Source organism: Natroniella sp. ANB-PHB2 (assembly GCF_046097105.1).
Lineage (GTDB): Bacteria > Bacillota > Halanaerobiia > Halobacteroidales > Halobacteroidaceae > Natroniella.
Genome location: NZ_CP175562.1, coordinates 597721 through 613156, shown reverse-complemented (window position 1 = coordinate 613156; position 15436 = coordinate 597721). Strand labels below are relative to the sequence as shown.

Genomic DNA, 15436 nt, shown 5'->3' with positions numbered 1-15436 from the left:
TATGTTTTTTATAGTTTCATTCCTACAAAGATCAAAAGAACACCTAAAATAATTACCACCATCTGCAACATAGAAAATTTGCTTGCTAATCCTATTAATCCTAAACTGGTTACTAAAATCATTACTGTTGGCCCTACTAGAGCTAAAAAAGAATTAATTTTAAAAGCTACTTCTCTTGAATTAAATCTCAACATCAACATAGCAGCTGAAATTTCAATAACTCCTGACATAATTCTAATTAATGCCATTCCTAAAACAATTCTATCTTGTACTATAAACACATCTTTAGCCCCCAGAATAATTTTTCTAATTCACTATATTTATACTCAATAGCAATAAAAAAAATGATTAAATTTAATATTTCTTATTAACTTCAAGATTAAATTTAATTAAAGATTAAATTATTATATTGGCTTAACTTTAAACTATATCTTAGTTTAAACAATCTTTTATAATAACATAAAAAGGGCCAAGTATATTAATATACTTGGCCCTTTTTATGTTATTATTCTCCATTATTCAATTTTAATCTAGTAACCTTATTCAATTCCTCTTCAGCTTTAGGGATTATTATCTCCATTACGCCGTGTTCTATATCTGCTTTAGCCTCTTGATGCTTAACCTTGAGAGGCAATGTAATTCTTCGTTGAATTTCATTTCTACTTCTTTCTTCATAATAATATTCATTATTCTCTTTAGTTATCTCTTTTTTTTGATACTGCCCTTTAACAATAACAGTTTCTTCACTAACCATTAACTCAACATCATCAGGCCGTATCCCTGGTAAGTCTGCCTTAACAACTAAATTATCTCCTTCTTCATAAATATCAACTGCTGGATAAGTTTTTTCTTGCTCGGGTAACCTTTCATCCAAAAATCTATTCATCTGCTCCCGTATAGTATTTATTTCCCTAAATGGATTCCAAGAATTTGACTTCATTATCTAATTTATTCCCTCCCAAATCAGATAGTATATAATCTATCATTTCTTACATAACATTAATTTATACATCAATAAAACTTATTAAGCTTAAATAAACCTTTTGTTGGTTTATAAATCTGTGGTATTTCTTTAATCGCCTCTTCTAACGGTAACAACGGAAGTAATTGCTCTAATCTCCCTATCTCTTTTGCTCTTATTAATACCTCTTTCAATAAATTTTCAGCTCTTTTAATTCCTTTTTCATTTAAAACTTCTAAAATTAGTTCCTTATACAAACTATTACCTTCTATTTCAATATTTTTATTCTTTAAAATATAATTACCTTCTTCTAAGGCAACGATTTCTATTAATATACTAGTTAACCTAGATGGAAGTTTGTTATACAATGTAGCAAACCCTCTAAGTCGATTATTTTTTAACTTTAGATGATACTTTTCGTTCTCATAAAGTAACTTTATATTTGATTGAGGAAATAGATACTGATAATTATTAATACTTATAAAACCACGCTTAATCTGGGCCAACGAAGGAAAAAGAATAAAAGAAGTTCCATTTAACAACCACTTTCTCAAACCTAGTTTTCCAGAAACAAATTTTACGAATCTAGAATCATTATATATACTAGCTCGAACTGAATCAGAGTCTTTCACAGGTACTAAAGTTCCAACTCTTCTAGTAAGTTGAGAGTGGTCAAGTAAAGTACCAGCCTCCTCTAACACCTTATAACTTGCAGCAGCAATTGTCAGTGACACATCTCTTCCTCCTCAAAAATAACCTTCAAAAATTCAAACTATAATTTTTACTAATATAAAAAAACAAATCAGAAGCATAATAGCTCCCAATTAACAAACTACTCTTGATTATAAGCATAAATAACATAATCTATCCTTAAAACAATAGTTAACTTCTCTGCTGAAAAATCTAGTATTCTTCTTAAAACTGAATCGAAGTGATACTTTCTAGCTACATATCCATCAAATAAATCGATCAAGACAGAGCACATAATAATCGTTGCAGCAATTATTCTATTAACCTCAACAGAACTGAAAAAAGAATTAAAAATACTAGAAGGTTATGATTATTAGTGAGGTTAAAAAATCAGCAATATTAACCGATTAACCTTTTATTCTTCACCTCACTATTTATCACTTTAAAAACTGAAATATAATACTCTTATAAACTTTAATTGCAAATAGGCTAAACTATATTCTAAAAACCAATTTCTTATTTAGATTTATACTTGATACTTTATAGCAAATCTAATAAACTCTTCTTTTGGCTCAATCCATTCATAACTAAACTCCTCTACCTCAGCTTTATTTGGCCCTTCCTCCAAAAATTTAATCAACTCTTCTAACTTTTGCTCAGCTCCTTCAGCCACTACCTCTAATTCATTCCCAGAGGTACTTTTTATATAACCTTTAATCCCCAAACGAGTAGCTTTTTGATGTGTACTTGCTCTATAACCAACACCTTGAATTCTACCTTTTACATTAGCTTTAATTGCTTTATTTGTCATAGTAATCCTCCTATTAATCTTGTTATATAATTATTATTTCCATAAAATATAAATTTAATCAATGATGACTAGTATTTAATTTTAGTCTACATAATGAATTTCACTAAAAAATAATTTTTCCCTCTTTATTTGACAACTTTTTTATTATTTAATTAAAAAAACTTATTTCTAACCATCAAAAAACAAAAGACCGTATAATAGGAACAAATATAAATGCTCCTACCATACGATATAAAAAATATTATCTATTCTTTTTAACAAAGGACTTTCCGTAATTAATTGGTTCTAGTCAAGTAACTTTTCTAATGTCTCTTTAACCTTTTCCGGTTTAATAGGCTTTACTATGAAGTCCTTTGCTCCAGCTTCGATTGCTTCTAGTACCATAGGCTTTTGCCCCATTGCACTACAAACAATTATAGTAGCATCTGGGTCATACTCCATTATCTTTTTGGTAGCTTCAATCCCGTCCATCCCTGGCATAGTAATATCCATAGTCACCAAGTCAGGTTCTAATTCTTTATATTGATCTATAGCTCTCTCTCCATTTTCCGCCATTCCAGCTACTACATACCCTTGTTCTTCAATTATTTTAGCTAGCATTGTTCTCATAAAATTAGCATCATCAGTTATTAATATTTTCTTAGCCACTCTGTTCCCCCCTCAAAACATTCCTTTACTTTATCAAAACAACAAATAAAATAAACACCATCTTTTACTATTTTATTATACTTGATCTAAAAAATCAAGATTCATTTCTAAAATTTACAGACTAAAGACTCTATCTATTATCTCTAAATAATCTAAAAGAACTAACCCTTGGCTACTTATTTTATACTCCTCTTTAGCAATTTTTTGATAAGGAATACTCTTTCTCTTTCCTTTTAACCTTCCTTGCCAATATTCATTCAATAAACCATAAGGTAAATAATATGCTTCATCTAAAGAATTAAAATAAATAATCAAAAAAGCAATTCCACCATTAGCAGCCCAATTTTTCAAATAATGATATTGATGTTTCTTCACATTACTCAAATCAAAGCGAGTCTCTATCCTAGTTTCCTTAGCATCAAAAGCAATGGCTTGGCCCTTATAATTCCCAATATAATCAACAGTTGATTTTTTCTCATAAAATCCATTAGTAATCTTCCCAGTTCTAGAATTTATATTTAATACTTTTACAGGAGTAGGAATCTTTTGAATTACTGCTCTATTTTGAAAAGAATATTGCCGGTTAGAAGTTTCAATCATATTTTCTAAAGCCTTTCCCCTACCACCATAATTCATACAAAACCCTCCTTAAAACTTGACCTCCTACTCTAATGCTAAACCAGATACTTACTATAACAATTATCAAATTAACTATTTTACCCCAAAAATTGATTAATGTAGACAGTATGTAATCATCTAAGCTCTGCTTGGTCCCACTCGAGAAATAAATAAAAAGAACAACAGCAACTACTATTAAAGTACCTATTAGTAATTTAGCCAACTCTAATCTCACATTTCCCCTCCTATATTACCTGCTATGCCAATTAATATTATATCATACACCTTAATTTAAAATAAATATTACTAAGCCAAAAAAATTTAAAGAGAGTATTAGTTTCATTAACTTATATCAATTAAAAATCAACTACTTCCATTAAATCAACTATTATCAAACTATATTCTTGTTGATTAATGGATGAAGCCAAAATATAAAGCTTATTCTGCTTAGCATCAAAAATAAGATCACTAGCATAATCTCTTAAATCAATTTTATCTACTAAAATATGATCATCTAAGGAAAACAGGCTGACTTCAGTATCATTATAAGCAACAAATAACCATCCTTTGTCCTGATTAACACTAATCGCTCGTGGATAACCGGCAGTTTTAAACTTCCTCGTTAAATCCACCTTTCCTGTTTGGTCAAATACAAAATTCTGAACATAATCAAATTGACTACTTACAACATAGAGATTTTTCTTCTCACCATCATTATGTATTTCAAGATCATCAATTACCCCTGTTCTCAATCTTATTATAGGATTTGCAAAATCAATTAGATCATAAACAAATGTCTCAGCAAAATAAACATCAATCAGTAACTGTTCTTCTCCAAGCCATTTAATCTTTTCACCAGCAACCACTGAACTTCCTTCTTTTAATTGATAACTCCCTTCAACTCTTCCCTCTGCAATACTAAATTGTAATAAATTGCTTTCATTATCTACTTTAAGATATAAATAATCAACCCCTAAAGTTATACTCTTTATTTCCTGCTTAAAATTATAATTACTTACCTTTAATTTTTCTAAATCTATCTGTACCAGTGAATTATTCCCTTCAGTAACCAAAAATAAGTACCTATTATCTTTACTCAATTTTAAATCTTTAGGCTTTGGGCCAACATCAATTTCTTTGATAATCTCATCTTCTTGGGTATCAAAGATCAACAGTTGATTTCCTTGCGGATTAAGCAAATATAATTGAGAGCGTACTTCATCAAATAAAAAATCAGAAACAGACTTATCTAATGCAATCTCCCTAATCCCTTTATCTAATACTTCAATCAACTCTTCATTACTGGCTGATAAATAACCCTGTTCATTAATTACCACCACTTGATAAGTATAAATTTGATTTGGCTTGACATCTTGATCTAAATAATAATTTTTTCTCTGATCATCTATTTCTGCTACCACTTCTGCATTATTATCAATATAAAAATTATTACTACGTAATATTTGATAGGTGGAAAAATCATCATCAGAATAAATAGACCAGTTAAGCTTAACCCCTTCAACTACAGAATCATTCTTCACTTCATTTAATAACACCTGTTCAGGATAATCTCCTTCAACTGTAAAAGAAAAGTTGTATGTAGTTTCATTTCCCTGATCATCTTTAATAAAGACCATAATCCTATAATCACCAGGTGCTGTCGGGACCCGATAAGTTGCTTCATTATCAGTCTGTGACAAAAAATTTCCACCATTAGCAGTCCAATGATAATTTAAGTCAGCCTCTTGAGATAGCTTGATCTCAAAATCTACTTTACTGTTACCTAACAACTTGCCAGTTTCATAATAGTGTTCAGAATCAATGTTAAAATCTTCCACAATTAATTCATCTCTACACCCTGTCAAACTCAATATCAATATCAAAAAAAAAGGGATGTAAAATTTATTATAATTAATCTTCAAATCATCTTCCTCCTTATTCTAAAATCAATTAATGCTCATTATCTACTAAAGGTTCTATTACATCTTTAGGATCTACATGAACCAAAACCTCTTTTACTTTAGGATTAGAATTTTTAATTTTTTCTTTAATATCAGCAGCAATCTGATGTCCTTCAATAACCGTTAAATCATTAGCTACAACAACCTTTAAATCAACAAAGAGGCGCGAACCGTAAGCCCTCAACTTTACATCTTTAATTGTAATCACATCATCTATTTGAGTAACCTCTTTTATTATCTTATCCTTCTTATCTTGACTAGGTATAGCATCCATTAAATCATCAATGGCATCTAATAATATCTCTCCTCCGACCTTAATAATAAATAAAGCTACTACCAGCCCTGCTAATGGATCTAACAAAGGATAACCAAGCCTTGCTCCTCCAGCTCCAATCAAAACTGCAATAGAAGATAATGCATCAGAGCGATGATGATAAGCATCAGCAACTAACCCTTTAGAATCAATCCTTCGTCCTACCCTTATAATATAACGGCATAATCCTTCTTTTATTACAATAGATATTACGGCAGTCCAGAGCACTATACTACTAGGGATATTCAGCTCATAATTAATAATATCAATTACTGTACTCCTGACCAGCATCAAACCAGTAAGAATTAAGATTAGACCCAATAATTTTGTTGCAATTGATTCAGCTTTACCGTGACCGTAAGGATGACAATCATCAGGAGGCAGACTAGAGACCTTAAAACTCATAAATACTATTATAGTGGAAACTACATCTGATACAGAGTGAAAACCATCAGCAATTAAAGCCTTACTACCAAACCAAAACCCTACAACTATCTTTAAAATTGACAATAAAATATTAACTATTAAGCTAATAAAGCTTACCTTAACCCCTAAATCATGACGGGATTTTTCCATTATTCTCTTTTCCTCCTGAATTTATTATTTATTAGTTGCTTACTAATAAATTGTATTACTTAGGATATCACATTAGTGTTTCTTAATCAATAAAACAGTTTCTAAAGAAACTAAATGTTTATAATCAAAATGTTTATAATCAAATTTACATTACAACACTAAAAACTAAAGCCAAGGTTAATCAAAGATTTAAAGATTAACCCTAGCCTTTAGTTTCTACTCTATAGGCATTTCACCGAGAGTTACTTCAACTGAATCTAAATCCCCATCTTTGGTCATAATCAATAATTCAAGCCTCTCACCAATCTCTTTACTTGCAATAATCTCCTGTAATTGATCCATATCTTCTACTTCTTGGCGGTCAGCTTCAATAATTATATCCCCTTGTGATAAACCCGCTTGAGCAGCAGGACTATTAGAAACAGCACGCATAATCATTATACCACTTGATAGATCTAAGTTATAATATTGTGCTACCTGTTCAGTCACTCCAGCTCCATAAATCCCAATCCAAGGCCTTCTTACCTTACCATACTCAATCAAATCATCAATAATCTCTTTGGCCCGATTAACCGGTATCGCAAAGCCAATTCCTTCAGCACTACCAATAATAGCAGTATTAATTCCTACTACTCGACCTTGACTATCTAGTAAAGGCCCTCCACTATTACCTGGATTAATAGAAGCATCTGTCTGAATCAGACCATCAAGTACAACAGAACCTCTACTACTTCTAGTAGTAGATCTGATCTCTCTTCCTAAAGCACTAATAACACCAGTAGTTACTGTATTACTAAATTCAACTCCAAAAGGGCTTCCAATAGCAATCGCTAACTGTCCTACTTCCAAATCAGCTGAATCTCCTAAAGGAGCTACTGGCAAATCAGAATCTTCAATTTGAATCACAGCTAAATCATTTCGAGGATCTTCACCTACAACTTCAGCAGAAAATTTTCTCCCATCTGGCAATAAAACTTCTATCTGATCAACTCCTCCAACCACATGATGATTGGTTAAAATATGTCCATGTTGATCAATAATAACTCCCGATCCTATTCCTTCCCTCTGTTCAGGGATAGGATTAAAAAAGAAATCACGCTTAACTTCAGTATCCTTAGTCACAATACTGACCACAGCCGGGCCAACTTCACGTACAGCTTTCTTAACTGCTTCTTCTTGAGGTATAACTACCTGCTCAACTTGTTGCTCTTCTCCAACCTCTTCTTCTGTTCCCCAGAAAGCATTAGCATTAACACCTGTCATCAAAAAGCTTCCAATTAAGATCCCAAACAAAATTAAACAACCATACTTAAATACTCTGTCTTCAAATTTCCTCATTACATCTCCCTCCCTTAGCAAGTTTACAGTGTACAGTTAAAACCTTTTAAGACAATTGATAATTAAAAAGAATTATTTATAGAAACCTTTGTTATATTTCTAACAAAGGTTCACTACCTCCGAGTTTTTATAAACCAAAAAACTCTCCGTGAGCTACTAATAAATCATAGCTTTAAACTTGTAATTTCCTACTAGTGGCTCTTCACTGCTCTTAAAAACTTCTCACTGCTTCCTCATTAGCCTTAATCAAGCTAAAACCAAACCTAGAACCCTCACCTACTACACTATCAACCCACACTTCACCATCATGCTGCCTAATAATCTCTCTAACAATTGATAAACCCAAACCTGTACCACCTTTATTACGGGTTCTTGATTTATCAACCTTATGAAACCTATTCCAAATATTAGCCAACTCTTGACGAGGAATCCCTGGCCCTTGATCCTCTATCATTACCCTAACCTTTCTTTCTCCTTCTTGAGCAAAAATTCTAATTTCCTTACCTTCAGGGGTAAAATCAATAGCATTACTAATTAAATTAATTAATATCTGTTCAATTCTATCCCTATCACCTAAAACTAAAGAAAATCCTTCTGGTACTTCAACATCTATATTCAAATTCTTTTCAGCAATCTTAGGTTGTAAATTTTTAACAGAGACATTGATTAAGTACTCTATGTCTAAAACCTCAATCTCCATCTTAATCTGTTCCATTTCAATTTGTGATAAATCTAATAAATCATTAACTAGTCTAATTAACCTCTCCACTTCACCTAATACTATTGAATAATATTCACGTTTATCCACCTCAGAGTCATAAACTCCATCACGCAACGCCTTAACAAACCCTTGGATTGAAGTCAAAGGAGTTCTTAACTCATGAGAAACATCAGCCACAAATCTACGCTGTAATTCTTCTTTTCCCTGCAGCGAATAAATAGTTTCTTGTAATCTATCAGCCAAATAATTAAACGAATGGGCCAACTGCCCTACTTCATCATCAGTTCTTACCCCTAATCGTTCATTAAATTGCCCATGAGCCATATCAAACGCTATCTGTTTCATCTTCCGCAGTGGTCTAGTAAAACTTTTAGTTAACTTAAAGCTCAATATAAAAGTTAAAATAATAGCAATCAACGCTGCATAAATAATCAATCTCCTCAAATCATCTAAAGTCGTACTAATTCCTGCTAATGGTGAATAGACAAAGACAGCCCCCAAAACCTCTTCATCAACAACAATTGGTACTGCCACAAACAAAACTGACTCATCAAAATAATCAGAATGTCCACTTTTTTTAACAACTTGTCCGTCAAATACCCGCCTCATCTCCGGCTCTTCTAATCTAATTCCTTGCAACTCTTCATGTTTAGATGTAGCCAATACCAACCCCCTAGAGTTAACTATCCAGACATTACCTTCAAAAAACCGCTGTGAACTTCTCAAAAAAGATAATGCTTCATCATAGTTTCCTTCATGAATCGACTTTTGAACCAAACTGGCTATCTCTTGACCTTGCTCTATAAATGTCTTTTCTTGATTACTATAATAATAATTCTGAACTAGATATGATAACGAAGCTCCTAGAATAAATAAGGTTACTAAAATTATTATTATAAATCTGAGCATTAATTTACTAGAAATAGTATTAAAAATCTTTATTGACTTCAAATTTATAACCCACTCCCCAAACTGTATGAAAATAATTATAATCCTCAATGCAATTATCAACTTTATTTCTTAAACGTTTAATATGAGTGTCCACAGTTCTAATATCTCCAATAAAATTATAACCCCAAACTTGATCTAATAACTGCTCTCTACTAAATACCTGTTTTTCATTTTTAGACAAAAAATAGAGTAGATCATACTCCTTAGGTGCTAATTCCAATATCTTCCCTTTTATCTTAACTTGATGCTTCTTATTATCTATAGTTAAATTAGGAAAAAATAAGACTTGATCATCTTCTCGTGTATCTACAGCTCGTCTTAAATTAGCTTTTACTCTAGCTACTAACTCATCAGGGTCAAATGGCTTCGTTACATAATCATCCGCCCCTAAATCTAACCCTCTAATCTTATCCTGTTTTTCTCCTTTTGCCGTCAACATTATAATTGGAACATTAGACTTCTCTCTAATCTTCTGACAGACTTCCCAGCCATCTAACTTAGGTAGCATAATATCCAAAATTACTAAATGGGGATTAAACTCATAAAAACTATCCAAAGCTTCCTCCCCTTGATTAGCTATAGTAATCTGATAATCTTCTTTAGATAAATAAACTTCCATTAATCTACAAAGATTTTGATCATCATCAACTACTAAAATTTTAGTGACCACTCTTTCTCCACCTCCTAAATTAAACTTTATAACTTAAATTATATCTATACTTAATTATAACTGACTTTTTTTTAATTATAAAGTCAAAATTTAATCTATTTTCGCCAAAAACCAGCTAATAAAAATACCAATACTGTATAAATTTCTAATCTACCTAAGATCATACAAAAGCTTAATAATAACTTCCCTACAACCGGTAGAGGAACATAGGTATTTAAAGGGCCAATCAAGCCCAGCCCAGGACCAATATTTCCTAAAGTAGCTGCTACTGCTGAGATTGAACTGATTAAATCAATTCCAAAAGAAGCCAAGGTAATTGTAGAGATTACAAAGACAATAATATATAAGAAGAAAAAACCTAAAATACTTGTAGAAACCTCCTCCGAAATAGCCTGATTACCTATCTTCAATGAAGTTACAGCTCGCGGATGAATTAACTTATATAATTCCTGAAAACCCTTCTTCATTAGTGCATAGATTCTGATCACCTTAATCCCCCCAGCAGTAGAACCTGCACAACCTCCAATAAACATCAAAACCAATAATATTCCACGAGAAAAAGGGGGCCAAATATCATAATCAACTGTCGCAAATCCAGCTGTGCTAATAATCGAAGTAACTTGGAAAGCAGCATACTTCAATGAAGAAAGAAAGGTTTTATAAACCTGCAAACGGAGATTCAATGTAATCAAAAAAATAGCTGTTACTACTATAAAAGCATAAAATCTAAACTCTTTATCCTTTAGTAATGACTTAATATTACCTGTCAAAACCTGATAATGCAAAGTAAGATTAATCCCAGCCATAAACATAAAGGCTGCCATAATTGCCTCAATAATAATGCTATCATAAGCCTTAACGCTCAACGTTCGCGAAGAAAAGCCTCCCGTTGACATCGTGCCAAAAGAATGAATTACAGCATCAAATAAAGGCATTTCATTTAAAGCCAATAAAAACATCTGCAAAAAAGTCAATACAATATAAACAACCCATAATGTCTTGGCCGTTTCTCTAATTCTTGGTTTCAATCTTTCATGAACTGGCCCTGGGACCTCTGCTTTAAATAACTGCATTGACCCTGCTAATTCAGGTAAGATTGCAATCGACATCACAATAATGCCCATCCCACCCAACCAATGCATTAAACTCCGCCAAAATAAAATTGTATGTGATAAGCTTTCTAAAGACATAATTACCGTAGCACCCGTAGTAGTAAAACCACTGACGCTTTCAAAGAAAGCGTCCACAAAATTGTCAAACACCCCAGCTAACATAAATGGTACAGCTCCAAAAATAGAAATAATTATCCAACCTAATGTCACAATAGCAAAACCTTCCCGATGTCTAATATTTTCTTTATCATCACTAAAACGTTTTAATAGCTTTCCACTACTGATAGTAAAACCCGAAGCTACTATAAAAGCAATTCCATCAGATTCCTGATAATATAGTGAAACTAAGATAGGGAGTATCATACTAACTCCAATAAAAAGTAACAATGTACCTAACATATTAAATACAATTTTTAATCTCATTTAGTTACCCCCTATTTAAAATAACTCTCAACTGTCTCATTTGTTGCTAAAGAAAAAATAAGCAACTCATCTTTACACTCTAGTCTAGTATTCCCCCTAGGAATGATCACTTTTTTTCCTCGATAAACTAAACCAACAATCAGATCAGCAGGCAACTTTAAATCCTTTATTTTAATAGACCTCTGCCTACCATAAGTCACTTTAGAAAACTTGACCTGCCCACCAAAAGTAATCATTCCGCCAACTTGTCCCTGATGCAGATAATCTAAAATAGTGTCAATAGTAATTAATGATGGACAGATGATATTATCAATACTTAAAAACTCTGTTAAGTAACTATAATTAATCTTATCTACAACTGCTATTGATCTTTTAACCCCTAGCTTTTGGGCCAAAACTGACATCACTAAATTAGCTTCATCATCATCAGTAACTGCCACAAATGCATCAGCTTTAGCAACCCCTTCTTCTTTCAAAAGATCAACATCTGTTCCAGCTCCCTGCAAAACTAAGACATCTTCTAAATTATCAGCTAACTTTTCACACTTTTTTAAATTCTCCTCAATGATAGTAACAACAGATTGAGGAGCAAAGAATTTGGCTAATTGATAGTTAATCTCTCCTTCTCCTACTAAAACTATCTTCTCCTTATCCTCTGAATAACTACTAATTAATTTACCAAATTTCTTTTTAAAACCTTTTGGACAGATAATATATAATCTATCTCCCGGATAAATTTTATCCTTCCCTTGAGGAATAATTACCCTACCCTTTCTTAAAACAACTAAAACCAAAGAATTACCAGGAAGCTTTAACTCACTAACAGTATTATAAGCAAAATTACTTTGATGAGAAATCTTAAACTCAGAGATCTGAACCTTCTTACTTAAAAACTTATCAACCTCTAATCTCATCCCCGGTTTAATTAAATTCTTAACCCGTTTAATTACCATTTCAGAAGGATTAACCACCAAATCAAGTTTTAATTTATCTAATTGTAGATCCAAAGCAAGATTTTTAATCTGCTTTACTTGAACAATTATATCCTTGACCCCTAACTTTTGAGCATAAATCCCTGTCAATAAATTATTGCGATCATCTTCAGTAAGTGCAATCAACAGATTAGTCTTATCGATTCCTGCCTTATCTAAAAGATCTAAATCTATCCCGTCCCCTTTTAAAGTTAATACATCTATTCTTTCTTGAATCTGTTTTCTTAACAAAGCATCCTTTTCAATCATCACAACATCTTGGCCCATTTGAATCAAACGTTCTGCCAACTGAATCCCTACTTCACTCCCCCCCACAATAATTGTCTGTAACGAGGAAGTAGTAAAGTCCTTAGTCACCTTTTTAACCTTCTTAACTACCTCTTTCATAATATCTATCCTTTCATCAAATCACTATTATAATTTATGCAATAACTGAGATGAAAATTACCTTTTAGCTAATTCTTAAATCCAAAATAAAAAAAGCTTATCTTAAAAACAAGATAAGCTTTTTATCATTATATTTAATTTTATTTAATAAGCTAAATTAATTTGACTTATTTTCTGCCTGTTGATGAAATTTATCTAATTCAATTACAAATCGTTCATGACGTCCTGCTCCAACCTCTTCTACTTCATCTTCAACTCTAACCTCAAAAATAAGCCTTCTACCATCAACTTCAACCAATTCAGCTTCAGCTGTTACTTCCATTTCTAATGGAGTAGCTGCCAAATGTCTAACCTCGATATTAGTACCAACTGTTGCTTCAGTTTCTAGTAAATAATCTGCAACTGCCTCAGCTGCTGCCTGCTCCATTAAAGCAATCATGGCTGGAGTTGCATAAACATCAACCATACCACTATTATACTCTCTAGCAGTATTCATTTCAGTTACTTTTGTAGAAGCTCTTCCAATTAAACCAGGTTTAATATCCTTCATATAAGCTCCTCCTAGCTACCTAAAATTTTTATTAATTATTCCTATCTATAAACCTTAATCTCTAAAATACTATCTTCATAACTCACTTCCGCTTTATCAATCATCATACCTAACAAAGATAATTCCGAAGCCTGACCACTCTCTCCAGCTAATTTCCAATAATACTCTTCAACCTGTGCCTGTCTAGGCGTATTTAATAATTCATTTACTTCCTCTAGTCTCTCATTATCAATCTTCTCTTTTTCACCTTTAATAGAAACTACCATCTGCTCAGAACCATCTTTAACATCAATCTCAATCTGTCTAATTCCAAGTTGATAATAAAAACTCATTAATTCACCAACTACTTTAATTATCTTTTTAGAATTTTTCATTTTAATTTCCTTTCTTAAGAGAAACTAATATTGGAACAAGCATTGCTGCTACCAGTCCTCCTGCAAATCCATTATTATAAAGATTCATTCCTCCATGCAAATAACCTACATTCATTACTACAGCCATATGAATAAAACCAGCTAAAATTCCACTCTTCCAACCAAATTCACCAGCTATCGGGGCCAAAGTAGTCCCAAATAAAGCAGCTAACAACGAACCGGTAGCAGTAACTTCCCAAGTTTGAATCCAAGAAGCTAAATAAACCCCAATTAACAATGGAGTAATATTCTTCAAATGCTTACCAAAAGCACCAAACCCAACAATTGTAAAAATTCCTCCTACAACTGAACCACTTATCTCTCCACCAATAATCAAGACATAAAAAGTAGACAATAACCCTAATAATCCCATATTAATAAAACATAAACCAAAACCTTCGGTAGTCACATAATCATCTACCAATCTTCCTGAGCTCTCTAATAAACTATCATATCCACTAAAACCTCTATCATTAAATAAATATCCCAAAACAAGCATTGAAGAGAACAATACTGTTAAATAAATTCCTAATTTATAATTATATCCACTAGCAACTATTGATACAGCATTGCTTTCTGCACCAAAAGCCCTAAATAATGACATAAATAAACTACCAACCATTCCAGCAGTAAATCCAACATTATAAATATTAAAACCTTGATGAAACTTAACTACATGATTGGCCAATGGAGGTAAAATAAAACCAGCAGCTATTCCAAGAAGGTTACCTAAAATAACACCTGATACAAGTGGCAATCCTAATCCAAAAGTAGTTTGACTTACCAACGGCCCTAAAGCAGTTCCAAATAAAGCTACTAAAAGAAATTTACCAAAATCCTCCCCTTGAACCTTCGCATATAAATAGACTCCACAAAAAATAGACCAAATATTATAAAAGTTTTTCCCAAAGAAAGCAAAGCCTCCTACTGTCAACACAGCAGCAATCACTGTTCCATTCATACTAGCATCGCTGAATTTAGCAATATAAATAGAAATAATCATCAATAACCCACTATTAAAAAGTGCAGCTCCTAAATTACCAATTACTATATAATCAGAAACTAAGACACTAGGTGACAGCGTTAAATTATACAAACCCTCTATTATTTCCCTTGGTGTATTAAATAACAAAGATGAAAATAAGACAACAATAGCATAACCTAACAAAATTGAAAACTTCAAATTTTCTGTTGCTTCAATTGTTTTAGGAATTATCCCTTCTTCCGCCTTACCCCCTACAGATACATTAACTGAATTCCCTAAACTCAATTTTATTACCTCCTAAATTTTCTGATTTTTT

General features: G+C 32.1%; 18 protein-coding genes. All 18 read right to left on the bottom strand.

All coding sequences use genetic code 11. The annotated features are described in order from the left end of the window. Positions 1–8: 8 nt before the first annotated feature. Complete coding sequence (locus ACKF5P_RS03125) at positions 9–281, bottom strand: YqhV family protein (RefSeq protein WP_408956033.1); 273 nt, start codon at positions 279–281, stop codon at positions 9–11. 224 nt (positions 282–505) lie between these two features. Further along, on the bottom strand, positions 506–940 hold the full coding sequence (locus tag ACKF5P_RS03120; protein WP_408956032.1) for an Hsp20/alpha crystallin family protein: 435 nt from the start codon (positions 938–940) through the stop codon (positions 506–508). 71 nt (positions 941–1011) lie between these two features. Then, complete coding sequence (locus tag ACKF5P_RS03115) at positions 1012–1695, bottom strand: hypothetical protein (RefSeq protein WP_408956031.1); 684 nt, start codon at positions 1693–1695, stop codon at positions 1012–1014. A 98-nt stretch (positions 1696–1793) separates the two neighbouring features. Further along, positions 1794–2006 (bottom strand): CDP-alcohol phosphatidyltransferase family protein, encoded by a 213-nt coding sequence (locus ACKF5P_RS03110; RefSeq protein WP_408956621.1) that lies wholly within the window; start codon positions 2004–2006, stop codon positions 1794–1796. A 171-nt stretch (positions 2007–2177) separates the two neighbouring features. After that, entirely contained in the window at positions 2178–2462 is a 285-nt protein-coding gene (locus ACKF5P_RS03105) for an acylphosphatase (protein ID WP_408956030.1), read from the bottom strand. Between the two features lie 285 nt (positions 2463–2747). Next, a complete protein-coding gene (locus tag ACKF5P_RS03100) occupies positions 2748–3110 on the bottom strand; it encodes a response regulator (RefSeq protein WP_408956029.1) in 363 nt (120 codons plus the stop codon). Positions 3111–3224: 114 nt separating this feature from the next. Beyond that, the gene (gene recU, locus ACKF5P_RS03095) at positions 3225–3746 is read right to left on the bottom strand and encodes a Holliday junction resolvase RecU (RefSeq protein ID WP_408956028.1); all 522 of its coding nucleotides are present in this window, start codon (positions 3744–3746) and stop codon (positions 3225–3227) included. Beyond that, entirely contained in the window at positions 3730–3963 is a 234-nt protein-coding gene (locus ACKF5P_RS03090) for a hypothetical protein (protein ID WP_408956027.1), read from the bottom strand. Before ACKF5P_RS03090 ends, recU begins: the two co-directional genes overlap by 17 nt. Before the next feature lie 121 nt (positions 3964–4084). After that, positions 4085–5650, bottom strand: coding sequence for a hypothetical protein (locus tag ACKF5P_RS03085; protein WP_408956026.1), 1566 nt, complete (start codon positions 5648–5650; stop codon positions 4085–4087). A 28-nt stretch (positions 5651–5678) separates the two neighbouring features. After that, positions 5679–6578, bottom strand: a complete 900-nt coding sequence (locus ACKF5P_RS03080) for a cation diffusion facilitator family transporter (protein ID WP_408956025.1) — start codon at positions 6576–6578, stop codon at positions 5679–5681. A gap of 216 nt (positions 6579–6794) precedes the next feature. Continuing rightward, positions 6795–7916: a S1C family serine protease gene (locus ACKF5P_RS03075; protein ID WP_408956024.1), complete on the bottom strand. Its 1122-nt coding sequence runs from the start codon at positions 7914–7916 to the stop codon at positions 6795–6797. A 211-nt stretch (positions 7917–8127) separates the two neighbouring features. After that, a complete protein-coding gene (locus ACKF5P_RS03070) occupies positions 8128–9588 on the bottom strand; it encodes an ATP-binding protein (RefSeq protein ID WP_408956023.1) in 1461 nt (486 codons plus the stop codon). Further along, the gene (locus ACKF5P_RS03065) at positions 9566–10258 is read right to left on the bottom strand and encodes a response regulator (RefSeq protein WP_408956022.1); all 693 of its coding nucleotides are present in this window, start codon (positions 10256–10258) and stop codon (positions 9566–9568) included. The genes ACKF5P_RS03070 and ACKF5P_RS03065 overlap by 23 nt, the downstream gene beginning before the upstream one ends. Positions 10259–10353: 95 nt before the next feature. Beyond that, a complete protein-coding gene (locus tag ACKF5P_RS03060) occupies positions 10354–11793 on the bottom strand; it encodes a TrkH family potassium uptake protein (protein ID WP_408956021.1) in 1440 nt (479 codons plus the stop codon). Between the two features lie 11 nt (positions 11794–11804). Then, positions 11805–13172: a Trk system potassium transporter TrkA gene (gene trkA, locus ACKF5P_RS03055; protein WP_408956020.1), complete on the bottom strand. Its 1368-nt coding sequence runs from the start codon at positions 13170–13172 to the stop codon at positions 11805–11807. Between the two features lie 157 nt (positions 13173–13329). Continuing rightward, positions 13330–13722 (bottom strand): thioesterase family protein, encoded by a 393-nt coding sequence (locus ACKF5P_RS03050; protein ID WP_408956019.1) that lies wholly within the window; start codon positions 13720–13722, stop codon positions 13330–13332. A gap of 41 nt (positions 13723–13763) precedes the next feature. Beyond that, positions 13764–14096: a hypothetical protein gene (locus tag ACKF5P_RS03045; protein ID WP_408956018.1), complete on the bottom strand. Its 333-nt coding sequence runs from the start codon at positions 14094–14096 to the stop codon at positions 13764–13766. A gap of 1 nt (position 14097) precedes the next feature. Then, positions 14098–15405, bottom strand: a complete 1308-nt coding sequence (locus ACKF5P_RS03040) for a DUF1576 domain-containing protein (RefSeq protein ID WP_408956017.1) — start codon at positions 15403–15405, stop codon at positions 14098–14100. Between the last annotated feature and the right edge of the window lie 31 nt (positions 15406–15436).

Coding starts and splice junctions, on each gene's coding strand:
- ACKF5P_RS03105 (WP_408956030.1), bottom strand. CDS start 2,462: ATGACAAATAAAGCAATTAAAGCTAATGTAAAAGGTAGAATTCAAGGT.
- trkA (WP_408956020.1), bottom strand. CDS start 13,172: ATGAAAGAGGTAGTTAAGAAGGTTAAAAAGGTGACTAAGGACTTTACT.
- ACKF5P_RS03075 (WP_408956024.1), bottom strand. CDS start 7,916: ATGAGGAAATTTGAAGACAGAGTATTTAAGTATGGTTGTTTAATTTTG.
- ACKF5P_RS03045 (WP_408956018.1), bottom strand. CDS start 14,096: ATGAAAAATTCTAAAAAGATAATTAAAGTAGTTGGTGAATTAATGAGT.
- ACKF5P_RS03120 (WP_408956032.1), bottom strand. CDS start 940: ATGAAGTCAAATTCTTGGAATCCATTTAGGGAAATAAATACTATACGG.
- ACKF5P_RS03080 (WP_408956025.1), bottom strand. CDS start 6,578: ATGGAAAAATCCCGTCATGATTTAGGGGTTAAGGTAAGCTTTATTAGC.
- ACKF5P_RS03060 (WP_408956021.1), bottom strand. CDS start 11,793: ATGAGATTAAAAATTGTATTTAATATGTTAGGTACATTGTTACTTTTT.
- ACKF5P_RS03050 (WP_408956019.1), bottom strand. CDS start 13,722: ATGAAGGATATTAAACCTGGTTTAATTGGAAGAGCTTCTACAAAAGTA.
- recU (WP_408956028.1), bottom strand. CDS start 3,746: ATGAATTATGGTGGTAGGGGAAAGGCTTTAGAAAATATGATTGAAACT.